Annotated in this window: 19 protein-coding genes; 14 read left to right on the forward strand and 5 right to left on the reverse strand. The window is 68.1% G+C overall.

All coding sequences use genetic code 11. The features are described from left to right. Positions 1 to 6 precede the first annotated feature (6 nt). The 3 genes from AC3A6G_RS20905 to AC3A6G_RS20915 all read left to right on the forward strand — a co-directional run bounded on the left by AC3A6G_RS20905 (position 7) and on the right by AC3A6G_RS20915 (position 3,261). Positions 7 to 729, forward strand: a complete 723-nt coding sequence (locus tag AC3A6G_RS20905) for a response regulator (protein ID WP_487861155.1) — start codon at positions 7 to 9, stop codon at positions 727 to 729. A gap of 11 nt (positions 730 to 740) precedes the next feature. Beyond that, the gene (locus AC3A6G_RS20910) at positions 741 to 1,919 is read left to right on the forward strand and encodes an ATP-binding protein (RefSeq protein ID WP_487874458.1); all 1,179 of its coding nucleotides are present in this window, start codon (positions 741 to 743) and stop codon (positions 1,917 to 1,919) included. A gap of 76 nt (positions 1,920 to 1,995) precedes the next feature. Then, positions 1,996 to 3,261, forward strand: a complete 1,266-nt coding sequence (locus AC3A6G_RS20915; RefSeq protein ID WP_487874459.1) for an O-antigen ligase family protein — start codon at positions 1,996 to 1,998, stop codon at positions 3,259 to 3,261. Here AC3A6G_RS20915 and AC3A6G_RS20920 read toward each other — a convergent pair. The 3 genes from AC3A6G_RS20920 to AC3A6G_RS20930 all read right to left on the reverse strand — a co-directional run bounded on the left by AC3A6G_RS20920 (position 3,227) and on the right by AC3A6G_RS20930 (position 4,902). Next, positions 3,227 to 3,436 carry a zinc-finger domain-containing protein gene (locus tag AC3A6G_RS20920; RefSeq protein ID WP_487861152.1) on the reverse strand — a complete coding sequence of 70 codons (210 nt, stop codon included), beginning with the start codon at positions 3,434 to 3,436 and terminating at the stop codon, positions 3,227 to 3,229. The genes AC3A6G_RS20915 and AC3A6G_RS20920 overlap by 35 nt on opposite strands. Positions 3,437 to 3,444: 8 nt before the next feature. Then, on the reverse strand, positions 3,445 to 4,392 hold the full coding sequence (locus tag AC3A6G_RS20925) for a branched-chain amino acid transaminase (protein ID WP_487874460.1): 948 nt from the start codon (positions 4,390 to 4,392) through the stop codon (positions 3,445 to 3,447). Between the two features lie 78 nt (positions 4,393 to 4,470). Further along, positions 4,471 to 4,902, reverse strand: a complete 432-nt coding sequence (locus AC3A6G_RS20930; RefSeq protein WP_487861150.1) for a MarR family winged helix-turn-helix transcriptional regulator — start codon at positions 4,900 to 4,902, stop codon at positions 4,471 to 4,473. Positions 4,903 to 5,111: 209 nt separating this feature from the next. Here AC3A6G_RS20930 and AC3A6G_RS20935 point away from each other — a divergent pair, with 209 nt between their 5' ends. From AC3A6G_RS20935 to AC3A6G_RS20945, 3 genes are all read left to right on the forward strand, one after another. Continuing rightward, positions 5,112 to 5,606 (forward strand): tripartite tricarboxylate transporter TctB family protein, encoded by a 495-nt coding sequence (locus tag AC3A6G_RS20935; RefSeq protein WP_487861149.1) that lies wholly within the window; start codon positions 5,112 to 5,114, stop codon positions 5,604 to 5,606. 16 nt (positions 5,607 to 5,622) lie between these two features. Next, positions 5,623 to 7,137 (forward strand): tripartite tricarboxylate transporter permease, encoded by a 1,515-nt coding sequence (locus AC3A6G_RS20940; RefSeq protein ID WP_487861148.1) that lies wholly within the window; start codon positions 5,623 to 5,625, stop codon positions 7,135 to 7,137. 117 nt (positions 7,138 to 7,254) lie between these two features. Further along, positions 7,255 to 8,229 carry a recombination-associated protein RdgC gene (locus tag AC3A6G_RS20945; RefSeq protein WP_487874461.1) on the forward strand — a complete coding sequence of 325 codons (975 nt, stop codon included), beginning with the start codon at positions 7,255 to 7,257 and terminating at the stop codon, positions 8,227 to 8,229. 52 nt (positions 8,230 to 8,281) lie between these two features. Here the strand turns inward: AC3A6G_RS20945 and AC3A6G_RS20950 are convergent, their stop codons facing one another. Both AC3A6G_RS20950 and radA read right to left on the reverse strand, forming a co-directional pair. Further along, complete coding sequence (locus AC3A6G_RS20950; protein ID WP_487874462.1) at positions 8,282 to 8,695, reverse strand: glycerate kinase; 414 nt, start codon at positions 8,693 to 8,695, stop codon at positions 8,282 to 8,284. 68 nt (positions 8,696 to 8,763) lie between these two features. Next, positions 8,764 to 10,155, reverse strand: coding sequence for a DNA repair protein RadA (gene radA, locus AC3A6G_RS20955; RefSeq protein ID WP_487861145.1), 1,392 nt, complete (start codon positions 10,153 to 10,155; stop codon positions 8,764 to 8,766). A 100-nt stretch (positions 10,156 to 10,255) separates the two neighbouring features. Here radA and hpaR point away from each other — a divergent pair, with 100 nt between their 5' ends. Genes hpaR through hpaI form a run of 8 tightly spaced genes read left to right on the forward strand, consistent with a single transcriptional unit; the run spans position 10,256 to position 16,531 of the window. Then, positions 10,256 to 10,690 (forward strand): homoprotocatechuate degradation operon regulator HpaR, encoded by a 435-nt coding sequence (gene hpaR, locus AC3A6G_RS20960; RefSeq protein ID WP_487861144.1) that lies wholly within the window; start codon positions 10,256 to 10,258, stop codon positions 10,688 to 10,690. Beyond that, complete coding sequence (locus AC3A6G_RS20965; protein WP_487874463.1) at positions 10,687 to 11,325, forward strand: fumarylacetoacetate hydrolase family protein; 639 nt, start codon at positions 10,687 to 10,689, stop codon at positions 11,323 to 11,325. Before hpaR ends, AC3A6G_RS20965 begins: the two co-directional genes overlap by 4 nt. Further along, a complete protein-coding gene (locus AC3A6G_RS20970; protein WP_487874464.1) occupies positions 11,322 to 12,095 on the forward strand; it encodes a fumarylacetoacetate hydrolase family protein in 774 nt (257 codons plus the stop codon). The genes AC3A6G_RS20965 and AC3A6G_RS20970 overlap by 4 nt, the downstream gene beginning before the upstream one ends. Next, complete coding sequence (hpaE, locus tag AC3A6G_RS20975) at positions 12,092 to 13,552, forward strand: 5-carboxymethyl-2-hydroxymuconate semialdehyde dehydrogenase (protein WP_487874465.1); 1,461 nt, start codon at positions 12,092 to 12,094, stop codon at positions 13,550 to 13,552. Before AC3A6G_RS20970 ends, hpaE begins: the two co-directional genes overlap by 4 nt. A 2-nt stretch (positions 13,553 to 13,554) precedes the next feature. Further along, positions 13,555 to 14,433 (forward strand): 3,4-dihydroxyphenylacetate 2,3-dioxygenase, encoded by an 879-nt coding sequence (gene hpaD, locus AC3A6G_RS20980; RefSeq protein ID WP_487874466.1) that lies wholly within the window; start codon positions 13,555 to 13,557, stop codon positions 14,431 to 14,433. Between the two features lie 17 nt (positions 14,434 to 14,450). Further along, entirely contained in the window at positions 14,451 to 14,858 is a 408-nt protein-coding gene (locus AC3A6G_RS20985; protein ID WP_487874467.1) for a 5-carboxymethyl-2-hydroxymuconate isomerase, read from the forward strand. Between the two features lie 13 nt (positions 14,859 to 14,871). After that, positions 14,872 to 15,675, forward strand: coding sequence for a 2-oxo-hept-4-ene-1,7-dioate hydratase (hpaH, locus tag AC3A6G_RS20990; RefSeq protein ID WP_487865227.1), 804 nt, complete (start codon positions 14,872 to 14,874; stop codon positions 15,673 to 15,675). A 25-nt stretch (positions 15,676 to 15,700) separates the two neighbouring features. Then, the gene (gene hpaI / locus AC3A6G_RS20995; protein WP_487861137.1) at positions 15,701 to 16,531 is read left to right on the forward strand and encodes a 4-hydroxy-2-oxoheptanedioate aldolase; all 831 of its coding nucleotides are present in this window, start codon (positions 15,701 to 15,703) and stop codon (positions 16,529 to 16,531) included. Positions 16,532 to 16,533 lie beyond the last annotated feature (2 nt).

Here is a 16,533-nt window from a genome sequence, read left to right on the forward strand (position 1 = left end):
ACGACCATGAAGCGCATGAGCACCCCCCATCTCCTGATGATCGAAGACGACACCCGCTTGGCGCAGATGGTGAGCGAGTACCTGACGCAGTCGGGCTTCGTCGTCACGCACGCTGGTGACGGCGCGAGCGGCCTCGAGCAGCTGCAGCAGCACGCGCCCGACCTCGTGATCCTCGACCTCATGCTGCCCGACACCGACGGCCTCGAGGTGTGCCGCCGCATCCGCTCGCTGCCGCCGCCGGCGTCGAAGGTGTCGGTGCTGATGTTGACCGCCAAGGGCGACCCGATGGACCGCATCATCGGCCTGGAGATCGGCGCCGACGACTACCTGCCCAAGCCCTTCGAGCCGCGCGAGCTACTCGCGCGCATCCGCGCGGTTCTGCGCCGGCGCAGCGAGAACAGCGTCGACACCGAGGCCAGTTCGGTGATGCGCTTCGGCACGCTCGAGATCGACCGCAATGCCCGCACCGTGTCGGTGGCGGGCGTGGTGGCCGACCTCACCTCCTACCAGTTCGACCTGCTGGTCGCGATGGCCGAGCGCGCGGGCCGGGTGCTCACGCGCGACCAGATCATGGAAGCCGTGCGCGGCCGCGAGCTCGAGGCCTTCGACCGCTCGATCGACGTGCACATGGGCCGCATCCGCGCCGCCATCGAGGCCGATGCGAAGAACCCGAAGCGCATCCTCACGGTGCGCGGCGTCGGCTACGTGTTCGCCAAGCAGCAAGACTAGGGCCCGACCCGATGCTGCGCACCCTCTACTCGCGCCACCTCTACGTCCGCATCTGGATGGCGGTGGTGGCCGGCGTCGTGATCCTCACGCTGATGGCGAACTGGGTCGTGCGTGAAGCGGCGCAGGCCGAGCGTGAGCGCCTCGCGCCGGTGCCGCGCAACGTCGTGGTGCTCGACGAGAACGACACCCCCATCGGCACTGGGCAGGCCTTGCGCGTGCCGGGCCAGGGGCTGGAGTTCGACGTGACGTTGAGCGACGGCAGGGAGATGACCCTGCGCGTGGCGCCGCGCGATCGCCGCCCGGGCGGGTTCTCGCCCTGGCGAACGCCGTTCGGGCTCGGCTGGATGATCGCGCTCGTGGGCATCGCCGTGGCGCTCGGGGTGTACCCCATCGTGCGGCGGCTGACGCAGCGGCTGGAGGCGCTGCAGCGCGGCGTGCAGCGCTGGGGCGACGGCGATCTGTCCGTACGCATCACCGAGGAAGGGCAGGACGAAGTGGCCGATCTCTCCAAACGCTTCAATGCCTCGGCCGAACGCATCGAACAGCTGGTGCGCTCGCACAAGTCGCTGCTGGCCAACGCCTCGCACGAGCTGCGTTCGCCGCTCACGCGCATCCGCATGGGCCTCGAGCTCATGGGCGAGCGGCCGAGCCCTTCGGCGCGCGAGGAGATCTCGCGCAACATCGGCGAGCTCGACCAGCTCATCGACGAGATCCTGCTCGCGAGCCGCCTCGATGCGCGTGAGGCCGACATGGGCACGATCGAGGCAGTCGACCTGACCGGCCTCGCCGCCGAGGAATGCTCGCGCGTGGACGCCGAACTCGACCTCGTAGCAGGCACCGACAGCGCGACGCTCACCGTCCCCGGCGTGCCCCGGCTGCTGCGCCGCGCGGTGCGCAACCTGCTCGAGAACGCGCGCCGCTACGGGGCGGGCGAGACCTCGGTCGAACTCGGCAGCACCGACGGCTTTGCCACGGTGCGCGTGAACGACCGCGGGCCGGGCGTACCCGCCGCACTGCGCGAGCGCATCTTCGAGCCCTTCTACCGGCTGCCCGGCGCGAGCGAGCGCAACGGCGGCGTGGGGCTCGGACTGGCACTCGTGAAATCCATTGCCGAACGCCACGGCGGCAGCGTGCAATGCGAAGACCGCCCGGGCGGCGGCGCAAGCTTCGTGATCCGCCTTCCGCGGTGACGCAGCACCGCGCGGGGACCCGCCGCACCGCCAAAGCCAGGCGCGCGATCGGGCCGCGCCTCTAGAATTCCGCCCCATGTTCCGTTCAAGACTCGGACGCCCTACGGCGGCCCTCTGGGGCTTCGTGGTCTACATGCCGGTCGGCGTGAACTACGCGGCCCTTCTTCTCCTGCTGCTCGCGATGGCCATCGACGGCAACTGGCGCGAGCGTGCGGCGCGCGTCAGGGCCCATCCGCTGTGGTGGCCGATCATGGCGTACGTGGGCTGGATGCTGGTGGTGCTGGCCGTGTCGCCGCACTTCAAGGAAACCGGCGGCGAGCTGGCCCATGGCCTGCGCATCGCGCTCACGATGCTGCTGGCGCTGGCACTCACGCGCGACGAATGCGTGTGGGCGCTGCGCGCTTTCCTGCTCGCCTCGGTGCTGGGGCTGCTGCTGATCGCGCTGTACCACACCGTCGGCCTGCCCGACCTGCAGATCTGGCGCGCCGTGACGATCATGCAGGGCAACAAGTCGATCAACGACGCGCTCCTGTTCGCGATGATCGGCGCCGCGGCCGCGGTGCTGGGCCTCGCGCACCTCGGCGATGCGCGCCGCTGGCACTGGGCCGGGCCGGCCTTCGGCGTGGCGGCCGTGATGGCGATCGTGGTCAGCCTCGCGCTGCCGTCGCGCACCTCGCTCGTCGCCATGCTCGGCTGCGTCTTCGCGGCCTGCTTCCACCAGTGGCGCAGCCATCCGCGTGGCCTGCTGGCGGGCCTGGCGCTGGCCACGGCGCTCGCGGCGCTCGGCGCCTGGCAATTGCCCGCCTCCATCAAGAGCAAGTTCGAGCTCGGCGTGCAGGAGCTCGAACAGGCCCAGGCCGGCCTGGCCTCGGAGGGCAGCTGGGTTTCACGCTACTACATGTACCGCGAGACCGCGCAGATGATGCTCGACGCGCCGGTCGCGGGCCAGGGCATCGGCGCCTGGACCAGCGAATGGAAGAAGCGCGCGCCGGAAGTGATCGGCTACAAGAACATGCCGCACAACGACTATCTCTGGATCGGCTCGCAAGCGGGCATTCCGGGGCTGCTGTCGCTGCTCGCGATCATGCTGGGCGGGGTCTGGGTGTGCTGGCGGCGCGCCGACCTGACGGGGCGCATCGGCTTCGTTGCGATGCTCACGATGACCGTGGCCGCCAGCCTGAACTCGGCCATGCGCGACGCGCAGATCGGCCTGTCGCTGCTGTTCGTGGCCTTTCTTTTCCTGCGCATGGTGCAGGAAAGCGGCAGCCCGTGGCGATCGGTGCTGCCGCCGGGCCTCGCGGGCCTCTTCAGTGGTGGCCAGCCACCTGCTCACCCGCTTTGAGGCGGTAGACGGTGCCGCAGTAGGGGCACTTGGCTTCGCCGGTGCGCGCCACGTCCAGGTAAACCTTGGGGTGGGTGTTCCAGAGCTTCATGTCGGCCTTGGGGCTCGGGCAGAACACGCCGCCCTGCGGGTTGAGTTCCTTGGCCAGGAGTTCGACGACTGCGTTGGTGGGCATGGGTTCTCTCAGACCTTCGTGAGCCAGTGGGCGTACTTGGGGTTTTTGCCGTTCACGATGTCGAAGAAGGCCGCCTGGATCTTCTCGGTGACCGGCCCGCGCGAGCCGCCGTCGCCGCGGTTGCCGATCTCGATGCGGTCCAGTTCGCGGATCGGCGTGACTTCGGCGGCCGTGCCGGTGAAGAAGGCCTCGTCGGCGATGTAGACCTCGTCGCGCGTGATGCGCTTTTGCACCAGCTCGATGCCGAGGTCCTTGCACACGTGCAGGATGGTGTTGCGCGTGATGCCGTTGAGCGCGCCCGCGGACAGGTCGGGCGTGTAGACCACGCCGCCCTTGACCACGAAGATGTTCTCGCCCGCGCCTTCGGAGACGAAGCCGCTCGCGTCGAGCAGCAGCGCCTCGTCGTAGCCGTCGTCCAGCGCTTCCATGTTGGCGAGGATCGAGTTGGTGTAGTTGCTCACCGACTTGGCCTGCGTCATCGTGATGTTGACGTGGTGGCGCGTGTAGCTCGAGGTCTTCACGCGGATGCCGCGCCGCATGCCCTCTTCGCCGAGGTAGGCACCCCACGACCAGGCCGCGACCATGGCGTGGATCTTGTTGCCCTTGGGGCTGACGCCGAGCTTCTCGGAGCCGATCCAGATCAGCGGGCGCAGGTAGCAGCTCTCGAGCTTGTTCTCGCGCACGACCTGCTTTTGCGCTTCGTTCAGCTCTTCGGGCGTGAACGGGATCTTCATGCGCAGGATCTTGGCGCTGTTGAAGAGCCGCTCGGTGTGTTCGGCCAGGCGGAAGATCGCCGTGCCCTCGGGCGTCTTGTAGGCACGCACGCCTTCGAATGCGCCGCATCCGTAGTGCAGCGTGTGGCTCAACACGTGGATCTTGGCGTCGCGCCAGTCCACGAGTTCGCCGTCCATCCAGATCTTGCCGTCACGGTCGTCCAGAGAGGGAAGCGCGCTCATGTGGGGTCCTTAGGAGGAGAAAGCAAAGCGCGGATTTTAGCGGCCCGGCCTTTTCCGGCATTTTCCCGGCGCGGCGCCTCAATGTTCGTCGATGCTGCCCTGGATCGCGTGCGCGAGGCGCACCGCCTCGGCCAGCTCGGAGAGTTCGGTCAGGTGGCGCTGCGCCAGCTTGGCCAGCACCTTGCGCCCCTTGGGCAGCAGGTGCACCTCGACCTGGCGCCGGTCGACCTTGCTCGGCTCGCGGCGCACCAGCCCGGCGTCCTCGCAGCGCGAGACCAGCGCCACCACACCGTGCGGCTGCGCCTGCAGGCGTTCGGCCAGCTCGCTGACGGTCGCCCAGAGCCGACCGGGAAAGCCCTGGGTGTGCAGGAGCAGCTGGTACTGCAGCGCGGTCACGCCGGCCTCGCGCGCCGCATCCTCGCTGAAGCGAAGGAAGTTGCGCAGGCGATAGCGAAATTCGGAAAGCGCCTCGAGGCGCCGCTTGGAAGGACTTTCCCGGGGATCGGACATGGTGTGCTTTGTTGTGGCCCGTCGCTGAATGTAGCAAGGCGCGGCCACACCGGGGCAGGGAAAGCGATAAGTCAATTCTCGATTCGCTTACATCACGACATGATATAAATTTGGATGCTGGCCGCGGCCCCATCGGGGCCCTTCGTCCGTGCGCGTCGCCTGCGGCCTCCTCCATCCATCTCCCCCCACCCGAAAGTGCACCACCCACCATGAAGATCAGGAGTCAAAAGGACTTTTTCTCCGGGCTGATGTTCGCCTCCGTCGGCGCGGCTTTTGCCATCGGCGCCCTCAACTACAAGATTGGCAGCGGTGCCCGCATGGGCCCGGGCTATTTCCCGCTGATGCTCGGCATCCTGCTGTGCGTGATGGGCCTGGTGGTCCTGGTGAATTCGCTCTCGCTGCGCGGCAACGAGGGAGACACCAACCCGGTTGGTGCCATCGCCTGGAAGCAGCTGGGTTTCATCATCGGCGCCAACCTGCTGTTCGGCGTGCTGCTCGGCGGCATGCCGAGCATGGACGTGCCAGCGCTCGGCCTGGTGCTCGCGATCTATGCGCTCGTGATCGTCGCCAGCATGGCCGGCACGCAGTTCAGGTTCAAGGGCTCGCTCATGCTGGCCAGCGTGCTTGCCGTCGGCAGCTACCTGGTCTTCATCCTCGGCCTGAGCCTGCAGTTCCAGGTCTGGCCCAGCTTCATCACCGGCTGAAGGGGCCGACAACAACATGGAACTGATCGACAACCTCGCGCTGGGCTTCGGCGCAGCCTTCACGCTGCAGAACCTGCTCTATGCCTTCTTCGGCTGCCTGCTGGGCACTTTGATCGGCGTGCTGCCGGGCATCGGCCCCGTCACCACCGTCGCGCTGCTGCTGCCGGCCACCTATGCGCTGCCGCCGGTCGCGGCGCTGATCATGCTGGCGGGCATCTACTACGGCTCGCAGTACGGCGGTTCGACCACGGCCATCCTGGTCAACCTGCCCGGCGAATCGTCGTCCGTGGTGACCGTGATCGACGGCCACCAGATGGCCAAGCAGGGGCGCGGCGGGGCCGCGCTCGCAGCCGCAGGCATCGGCTCTTTCTTCGCCGGTTGCGTGGGCACGCTGGTGCTCGCCGCCTTCGCGCCCGTGCTGACCGAGCTGGCCTTCAAGTTCGGCCCGGCGGAATACTTCGCGCTCATGGTGCTGGGCCTGATCGGCGCGGTGGTGCTGGCCTCGGGCTCGCTGCTCAAGGCGATCTGCATGATCGTGCTGGGCCTCCTGATCGGCCTGATCGGCACCGACGTCAACTCGGGCGTGGCGCGCTACTCGTTCGACATCCCCGAACTCACCGACGGCGTGAGCTTCATCGCGGTGGCCATGGGCGTGTTCGGCTACGGCGAGATCATCGCCAACCTCGCCAAGCCCGAAGAGCAGCGCGAGGTCTTCACGGCCAAGGTGTCGAGCCTGTTCCCGACCCGCGAGGACTTCCGCAACATGGTGCCGGCCATCCTGCGCGGCACCACGCTGGGCTGCGCGCTCGGCATCCTGCCGGGTGGCGGCTCGCTGCTGTCGGCCTTCGCGTCGTACACGCTCGAGAAGAAGCTGCGCCTGAGGCCCGGCGAGATCCCGTTCGGCCAGGGCAACATCCGCGGTGTGGCGGGCCCCGAGTCGGCCAACAATGCGGGCGCGCAGGCCTCGTTCATCCCGCTGCTCACGCTCGGCATTCCGGGCAATGCAGTGATGGCGCTGATGGTCGGCGCGATGACCATCCACAACATCCAGCCGGGCCCGCAGGTGATGACCAGCGACCCCGAGCTGTTCTGGGGCCTGATCGCCTCGATGTGGATCGGCAACGCGATGCTCGTGATCCTGAACCTCCCGCTGATCGGGATCTGGGTCAAGCTGCTGACCATTCCGTACCGCTGGCTGTTCCCCGCCATCGTGCTGTTCTGCGCGATCGGCGTGTACTCCACGAACAACAACACCTTCGACGTCTGGATGGTGGGCCTGTTCGGCATCATCGGCTACGCCTTCCACAAGCTCGAGTGCGAACCGGCACCGCTGCTGCTGGGCCTGATCCTCGGGCCGATGATGGAAGAGAACCTGCGCCGCGCGCTGCTGCTGTCGCGCGGCGACTGGAGCGTGCTGGTCACGCGCCCGATCTCGGCCAGCCTGCTGGCCGCGGCCGCGGTGCTGCTGGTGATCGTGCTGCTGCCGTCGGTGCGTAGCAAGCGCGAAGAGGCTTTCGTCGAAGAAGACTAGGCCGCACCTCGAAGCACCTTCTCTCAAAGGGCCTCCGGGCCCTTTTTTCTCGCCCGCGGGCCGGGCCTGTGACAATGGCGGGTTCCGCGTTCGTCGCAGAGTAGAAAAGGTTTTTCAGTGTCCGTATTCAAGAACGTCATCGTCTATCGCATCGAACCTGCCTGGTCCCAAACGCTGGCCGAGGCGGAAGAAGGCCTGGGCAAGCAGCGCTTCGAGCCCTGCGGCCCATCGCAGGAAAAGTCGGCCGGCTGGATCGAGCCGCGCGGCGAGGCCAATGGCCCGCTGGTGGAGTCCATCGACGGGCAGTGGCTCGTCGAGTACATGATCGAGAGCAAGGCCGTGCCCGGCTCGGTGGTGCGCCGCAAGCTCGACGAGCGCTGCGCGCAGATCGAGGCCGCCACGGGCCGCAAGCCCGGCAAGAAGGAAAAGAAGGAGCTCAAGGAGGACATCACGCTCGAGCTGCTGCCGATGGCCTTCACGCGCAGTGCCCGCGTGGCCGTGTGGATCGACCAGGCCGAGCGCCGCCTCGTGATCAACTCCGCCAATGCCGCGCGCGCCGACGAGGTGATCACCAGCCTCGTGAAGGCGTTCGACGGCTTTGCCGTGAGCCCGATCAACACGCAGGTCGAGCCCGCTGCCGCCATGGCCAACTGGCTGCTCACGCAGGAACCGCCGGCCGGCTTCACGGTCGACCGCGAGTGCGAGCTCAAGGCATCCGACGATTCGAAGGCCGTGGTGCGCTATGCCAAGCATCCGCTCGACATCGAGGAAGTCAAGCAGCACATCAGCGACGGCAAGCGCCCGACAAGGCTCGCGCTGACCTGGGACGACCGCGTGTCGTTCGAGCTCACGCACGGCATGCTGATCCGCAAGATCGTGTTCCTCGAAGGCACGGGCGACGGCGCGGCCGGCGGCAAGAAGGAAGACAACTTCGATGCCGACGTGGCGATCGCCACCGGCGAGCTCGGCCAGCTCGTGCCGGCGCTGCTCGATGCGCTCGGTGGCGAGGCGGCGTTCGGCGCGGCTCCGACAGAGACCGCAGCGCCAGCAGCGACCGCTACGCCGGCCGAAGAGGCGGACGCACCGTTCTGAAACCGGGCCGCCGGATGCGGCGGCCGCGAAGGGCTCGCGAAGGACGCGAAAGCTACGGCTGCGCGTCGTCCGCGGGCTGCTCGGGCCGCGTCAGCGTCCAGCTTTGCAGCTTGCCGCCGTTGAACACCGCGTCGACGTAAGAGCCGCCTGCATCGGTCCAGCGGTAGTGCTCGGGCTGCTCGTCGCGCGGCGAGCGCGGCTCGCCGAGTGCGCGTGTCAGGGCGATGACGTGCATCAGCGTGACGCCCTGCTTGAGCTTGGCATTGAGCATCACCGCGCTCGCCACATGGCCAATCGGGCGGTTGCCCGCGCGCTTGAGCACCTGCATCAGGCGATTGAAGTGCATCAGCACGAACATCACGATCACGCCGGCCGCGAACGCGACTCCGCCCCAGCCGTAGCTGCGCCACGAGACACCGATCAGCACGATGGCGCCGACCGGAATCAGAAACTTCTGGAAATTCATGCGCATATTGTCGCCGCCCGCACTGGCGTTCTTCGCCGCGCAGCGCGTCGAAGGCGCTTCGGGCACGTTCAATCCAGCCCGCGTACGACGTCCATCGCCTCTTCGATGCGATCGACCGCGTGGATCGTCAGGCCCTCGATCTCCTTCGCGCCCTTGCGCGGCGCGTTGGCCTTGGGCACCACGGCCACGCTGAAGCCCAGCTTGGCGGCTTCGCGCAGCCGCTCCTGGCCGCGCGGCGCGGGCCGCACCTCGCCGGCCAGGCCGACCTCGCCGAACGCGATGAAGCCCTTGGGCATCGGCTTGCCGCGCAGGCTCGAGGTGATGGCGAGCATCACCGCGAGGTCGGCCGCGGGTTCGCTGATGCGCACGCCGCCCACCGCGTTGACGAACACGTCCTGGTCCATGCAGGCCACGCCCGCATGGCGGTGCAGCACGGCCAGCAGCATCGCGAGGCGGTCGCGGTCCAGGCCCACGGAGAGCCGGCGGGGGCTGGGCCCGCCGTCGTCGACCAGCGCCTGGATCTCGACCAGCATCGGCCGCGTGCCTTCGAGCGTGACCAGCACCACGCTGCCGGGCACCGGCTCGGCATGCTGGCTCAGGAAGATCGCGCTCGGGTTCGCCACGCCCTTGAGACCGCGCTCTGTCATCGCGAACACGCCGATCTCGTTGACCGCGCCGAAGCGGTTCTTGATGGCGCGCACCAGGCGAAAGCTCGAGTGCGTGTCGCCCTCGAAATACAGCACCGTGTCGACCATGTGTTCGAGTACGCGCGGCCCCGCGAGCGCGCCCTCCTTCGTGACGTGGCCCACCAGCACCACCGCCGTGCCGCTGGTCTTGGCGAAGCGCGTGAGGTGGGCCGCGCATTCGCGCACCTGCGCGACCGAGCCGGGCGCCGAGGTGAGCTGGTCGGAGTAGACGGTCTGGATCGAGTCGATCACCGCGATCGCCGGCCGCGTGGCGTCGAGCGTGGCGATGATCTTCTCCAACTGGATCTCGGCCAGCACCTGCACCTGCGAATGGTCAAGGCCGAGCCGCCGCGAGCGCAGCGCCACCTGCGCCCCGCTTTCTTCGCCGGTGACGTAGAGCGCGTTCTGTCCTGCGCGCTGCAGCGCATCGACGGCCTGCAGCAGCAGCGTCGACTTGCCGATGCCGGGGTCGCCACCAATCAGCGTGACGCCGCCCGAGACGATGCCGCCGCCGAGCACGCGGTCGAGTTCGTCGAGGCCCGTCGGCGTGCGCGCGATGTCGGTGGCCTCGATCTCCGACAGCGTCGCGAGCTCGGACGCGCCGGCCAGCGACGCGAACTGCGTGCCGAAGCGGTTGTTGGCCGAGCCGCTGGCGCTGCCCGCCACCTGCTCGACCAATGTGTTCCAGGCGCTGCAGCTCGGGCATTTGCCGAGCCACTTGGGGCTGGTGCCGCCGCATTCGCTGCAGACGAAGAGTGATTTGTCCTTGGCCATGCGGCGAGTTTAGGGGTCCGCACAAACCCCTATGCGTGGCGGCTAGGAAGCAGCTGGCAAATCATTTAACATGTTAAGTAATTTGAACCGGACGAGCCACTTGAGCACCACCTTCACCCACCGCAATCTGCCGCGCCTGCTGCTGCAGGCGCGCGAGGCCGTCATGGCCCACACGCGGCCCAGCCTGCGCGAACACGCGCTGTCCGACCAGCAATGGCGCGTGCTACGCGTGCTCGGCGAGAACGGCGCAGTCGACACCGGCCACGTGGCGCGCGAGGCCTTCATCCTCGGCCCGAGCCTCACCGGCGTGCTCGCGCGCATGGAGCGCGACAAGCTCATCACGCGCAGCCGCGACCCGGCCGACCAGCGACGCACCGTCATCGAGGCCACGCCGCATGGCATGCGGCTGGTCAAGCGCCTGGGAGTCAGCATCGAGGCGCACTACGCCTGGATGGAAAAGTCACTCGGCAAGACCAAGCTCACGCAGCTCTACGGACTGCTCGACGAACTCATCGCGCTGGAGCAGCCCGCATGAACGGCACCGCCTCGCACTACCTTCCGACCGGCACCGTGTACGGCACGCTGCTGAACTTTCGCGCCGAATTCGACGCGCTCGTGCCGCAGATGACCGAGCCGCCCTACAAGGCCGCGCCGAAGGCCCCGGTGCTCTACGTGAAGACCGCCAACACCTGGAGCCCGCACGGTGCTGCGATCGCCGTGCCGGTGGACGCGCCCGAGGTCGAAGTCGGCGCGACCGTCGGCATGGTGATCGGCGCCGACGGCGACGTCGAGGGCTTCGTGCTGATGAACGACCTGTCGATCCCGCACACGAGCTTCTTCCGACCGCCCGTCAAGTTCAAGTGCGTCGACGGGTTTCTCGGCATCGGCCCGGCGCTGCGCGATGCGCAGGAAGTGGCCGACCCGGCGGGCTTCAGCGTCGAGGTCCGCATCAACGGCGCGCTGCGGCAGACCCTCGACTTCGCCACGCTGGTGCGGCCTGTGCGCCAGTTGCTCGCAGATGTCGGCGAGTTCATGACGCTCGCACACGGCGACGTGCTGTTGCTCGGCTGCGGCGCGGGCCGGCCGCTGGCACGAGCGGGCGACCGCATCGAGATTTCCGCGCCGGGCTTCGAGCCCCTTTGCAACACGCTGGTGCAGGAGGCCGCATGAAGCACGCACGCGTCATCCACGAAGGCCGCGAGCACGCCGGCACCAGCCACGAATTCGACGGCCGGCCCGACGGTGCCGTGCGCCTGGACGACGGCCGCGTCGTGCCCGAGGCCGACCTCGTATGGCTGCCGCCGCTGGCGCCGACGCCACGCCCGCGCACCATCCTCGCGCTCGGCCTGAACTACGCCGACCATGCGAAGGAGCTCGAATTCAAGGCGCCCGAGGAACCGCTGGTGTTCGTCAAGGGACAGGCCACGCTGACGGGGCACCGGCAGAAGACCTTCCGGCCCGCCAGCGTGCAGTTCATGCACTACGAATGCGAACTCGCGATCGTGGTCGGCAAGACTGCGCGCAAGGTGAAGCGCGACGATGCCTGCGACTTCATCGGCGGCTACACGGTGGCCAACGACTACGCGATCCGCGACTACCTCGAGAACTGGTACCGCCCCAACCTGCGCGTGAAGAACCGCGACACCTGCACGCCGCTCGGCCCATGGTTCGTCGATGCGGTCGACGTGCCCGATCCGATGTCGCTCGCGCTGCGCACCACCGTCAACGGCAAGGTCACCCAGCAAGGCAACACGCGCGACATGATCTTCGACGCGCCCTTCCTGATCGAGTACTTCAGCCGCTTCATGACGCTGTCGCCCGGCGACCTGATCCTCACCGGCACGCCCGACGGCGTGGTCGACTGCCGGCCCGGCGACGTGGTCGTGACCGAGATCGAGGGCATCGGCGCCCTCCAGAACACCATCGAAGGACCCGCATGAGAATCGACCACCTGATCGCCGGCCGGCGCGTTGCCGGCCCCGACTACTTCGAGACCGTGAACCCCGCCACGCAGGAAGTGCTGGCCGAGGTCGCCGCGGGCGGCGAGGCCGAAGTGAACGCCGCCGTGGCAGCCGCCAAGGAAGCCTTCCCCAAGTGGGCCGGCCTGCCCGCAACCGAACGTGCGAAGCTGATGCGCAGGCTCGGCGATCTGATCGCGACGAACGTGCCCGAGATCGCGCGCACCGAGACCGACGACTGCGGCCAGGTGATCGCGCAGACCGGCAAGCAGTTGGTGCCGCGCGCGGCCGACAACTTTCATTATTTCGCCGAGATGTGCACGCGCGTCGACGGCCACACCTACCCGACGCCCACGCACCTGAACTACACCTTGTTCCACCCGGTGGGCGTGTGCGCGCTCATCAGCCCGTGGAACGTGCCGTTCATGACGGCCACCTGGAAGGTCGCGCCCTGCCTGGCCTTCGGCAACACCGCGGTGCTGAAGATGAGCGAGCTCTCGCCGCTCTCCGCCGCGCGCCTCGGCGAACTCGCGCTCGAAGCCGGCATTCCGCCCGGCGTGCTGAACCTGGTGCACGGCTACGGCAAGGACGCCGGCGAGCCGCTGGTGGCGCACCCCGACGTGCGCGCCATTTCGTTCACCGGCTCCACCGCCACGGGCAACCGCATCGTGAAGAGCGCGGGCCTGAAGAAGTTCAGCATGGAGCTCGGCGGCAAGAGCCCGTTCGTGATCTTCGACGACGCCGACCTCGACCGCGCGCTCGACGCAGCCGTCTTCATGATCTTCAGCAACAACGGCGAGCGCTGCACCGCGGGTTCGCGCATCCTGGTGCAGCAGTCGATCTATGCCGACTTTGCCGCCAGGTTCGCCGAGCGCGCGAAGCGCATCACGGTCGGCGACCCGCTCGACGAGAAGACCATCGTCGGCCCGATGATCTCGCAGGCTCATCTCGCGAAGGTGCGCAGCTACATCGAGCTGGGCCCGAAGGAAGGCGCGACGCTGCTGTGCGGCGGGCTCGATGCGCCGAGTGATCTGCCCGAGCGGGTGAAGCGTGGCAACTACGTGATGCCGACCGTCTTCGCGGACGTCGACAACCGCATGAAGATCGCGCAGGACGAGATCTTCGGCCCCGTCGCCTGCCTGATCCCGTTCAGGGACGAGGCGCATGCGATCGAGCTGGCCAACGACATCGCCTATGGCCTCTCGAGTTACGTCTGGACCGAGAACATCGGCCGCGCCCACCGCGTCGCCGCCGCGGTGGAGGCCGGCATGTGCTTCGTCAACAGCCAGAACGTGCGCGACCTGCGCCAGCCCTTCGGCGGCACCAAGGCCTCGGGCACGGGCCGCGAGGGCGGCACCTGGAGCTACGAGGTGTTCTGCGAGCCGAAGAACGTGGCGGTGTCGCTGGGCAATCACCACATTCCGCATTGGGGAGTCTGACCATGGGCACGCTCGCACTCGCCGCCAAGATCACGCATGTACCGTCGATGTACCTGTCGGAATTTCCGGGGCCGAACTTCGGCTGCCGCGACGCCGCGATTCAGGGCCACAAGGAAATCGACCGCCGCTGCCGCGCGCTGGGCGTGGACACCATCGTGGTGTTCGACGTGCATTGGCAGGTCAACAGCGAATACCACATCAACTGCGGTCCGGAATTCGGCGGCACCTACACCAGCAACGAGCTGCCGCACTTCATCAAGAACATGCCCTATGCCTACCCGGGCAACCCGGCGCTCGGGCACCTGATCGCCGACGTGGCGAACGAGATGGGCGTGAAGAGCCGCGCGCACAGCGACACCACGCTCGAGCTTGAGTACGGCACGCTGGTGCCGATGCGCTACATGAATGCCGATCAGCACTACAAGGTGATCAGCATCAGCGGCTGGTGCGACTGGCACGACCTTGCCGAGTCGGGCCGCTTCGGCCTCGCGGTGCGCCGCGCGATCGAGGAGCGCTACGACGGCACGGTCGCGGTGTTCGCGAGCGGTTCGCTCTCGCACCACTTCGCCGACAACGGCCGCGCGCCCGAGTTCATGCACAAGGTCTACGACCCGTTTCTCGAGCAGGTCGACCATCGCGTGGTCGAACTCTGGAAGGCCGGCGACTGGAGAACATTCGTCGGCATGCTGCCGATGTATGCCGACAAGTGCTGGGGCGAAGGCGACATGCACGACACCGCGATGCTGCTGGGCCTGCTCGGCTGGGACCGCTACACCGCACCCGTGGAGATCGTGACGCCCTATTTCGGCAGCTCGGGCACTGGACAGATCAACGCGATCTTCCCGGTCACGCCGCTGCCGGCCGACGCCGCCACCGCCTGAGCAAGGGAGCACGACGCATGCCGCACCTGGTGATCCTCTACACGCCCAACATCGAGCCCGAGACCGACATGACGGCGCTCTGCCGCACGCTTGCCGACACCATGCTCGCGCAGCGCGACGCGGCGGGCCGGCCTATCTTTCCTACGGGCGGCACGCGCGTGCTGGCCTACCCGGCTGCGCACCATGCGGTGGCCGATGGAAAGGCCGACTACGCCTTCGTCTACCTCAACCTGCGCATGGCGGCGGGCCGCACCGATGCCGTGAAGAAGAAGGCCGGCGACGACCTGCTCGCGGCGGTGAAGACGCATTTCGCGCCGGTGCTCGAGCGCCGCCACATCGGCATCACGCTCCAGATCGACGAAAGCCCGCAGCAGGTGTACGACGGCAAGCACAGCAACCTGCATCCCCTGTTCAACAAAGGCTGAGAAGAAGACTTCCATGCTTTCCGACGCCACCATCGCCCAACTGGCCGCCGAACTGCACGAGAGCGAACGCACGCGCGTGCAGGTCGAGCATTTCTCCAAGCGCTTTCCCGAGATGACGGTCGAAGACGGCTACGCCGTCTCGCGCGCCTGGGTCGCGCACAAGATCGCCGGGGGGCGCACCGTCAAGGGCCACAAGATCGGCCTGACCTCGCGCGCGATGCAGCTGTCGAGCCAGATCACCGAGCCCGACTACGGCACGCTGCTCGACGACATGTTCTTCGAGCAGGGCGCCGACATTCCTTTCACGCGCTTCATCGCGCCGCGCATCGAGGTCGAGCTGGCCTTCGTGCTCGGCCGGCCACTCAAGGGGCCGGGGGTCACGATCTTCGACGTGCTCGCGGCCACCGACTACGTGGTGCCCGCGATCGAGATCATCGATGCGCGCATCGAGCAGTTCGACCGCCACACCAAGGCGCCGCGCAAGGTGTTCGACACCATCGCCGACAACGCGGCCAACGCCGGCATCGTGCTCGGCGGCCGGCCGGTCAAACCCGATGCGGTCGACCTGCGCTGGGTCGGCGCGCTGCTCTACAAGAACGGCGTGATCGAGGAGACCGGCGTGGCCGCGGCCGTGCTCAACCACCCGGCCACCGGCGTGGCCTGGCTCGCGAACAAGCTCGCGCCCTGGGACGAGCACCTCGCGGCCGGCGAGGTGGTGCTCGCCGGTTCGTTCACGCGCCCCACCACCGCGCTCGCGGGCGACACCTTCCACGCCGACTACGGCCCCCTCGGCGCGATTTCGTTCAGACTCGCCTGACCCGCCACTACCGAGACATCGTCCCATGCAGACACCCCTCAACACCTTCAAGCAGGCCCTGGCCGGCAAGCGCGCCCAGATCGGTCTCTGGGTCGGCCTGGCCGACGGCTATGCGGCCGAGATCCTGGCCGGCACCGGCTACGACTGGCTGCTGGTCGACGGCGAGCATGCGCCGAACGACGTGCGCTCGATCCTCGCGCAGCTGCAGGGCATCTCGAGCGCCTGGTCGGCACTGCCCGAGGGCGCCACGCGGCCGCAGCCGGTGGTGCGCGTGCCGGTCGGCGACACCACGCTGCTCAAGCAGATGCTCGACATCGGCGCGCAGACCATCCTGGTGCCGATGGTCGACACCGCCGAACAGGCCGCGCGCATGGTGCAGGGCATGCGCTACCCGCCCGAAGGCGTGCGCGGCATGGGCAGTGCGCTCGCGCGCGCCTCGCGCTGGCAGGCCTACCCCGACTACCTGCACGAGGCCAATGCCCAGACCTGCCTGCTGGTGCAGGCCGAGACGGTCGAGGCGATGAGGAACCTCGACGCGATCGCCGCCACCCCCGGCGTGGACGGCGTGTTCATCGGTCCGGCCGACCTTTCGGCCTCGATGGGCTTCGTGGGCCAGCCCGGCCACCCCGAAGTGCAGGCCGCGATCGCCGATGCGATCGCACGCATCCAGAAGGCCGGCAAGGCGGCCGGTATCCTCTCGACCACCGAGGAGCAGGCGCGCAAGTGGCTCGCTGCGGGCGCGGCCTTCGTCGCCGTGGGCGTGGACACCATGCTGCTGGCCGCAGCGGCCAGCGCGCTGGCGGGCAAGTTCAAGCCCGAGGGCGCGGCCGCCAGCGCCGCGCCCGGCAGCTACTGACG

This window comes from Variovorax sp. Soil_C_26, assembly GCF_057657075.1.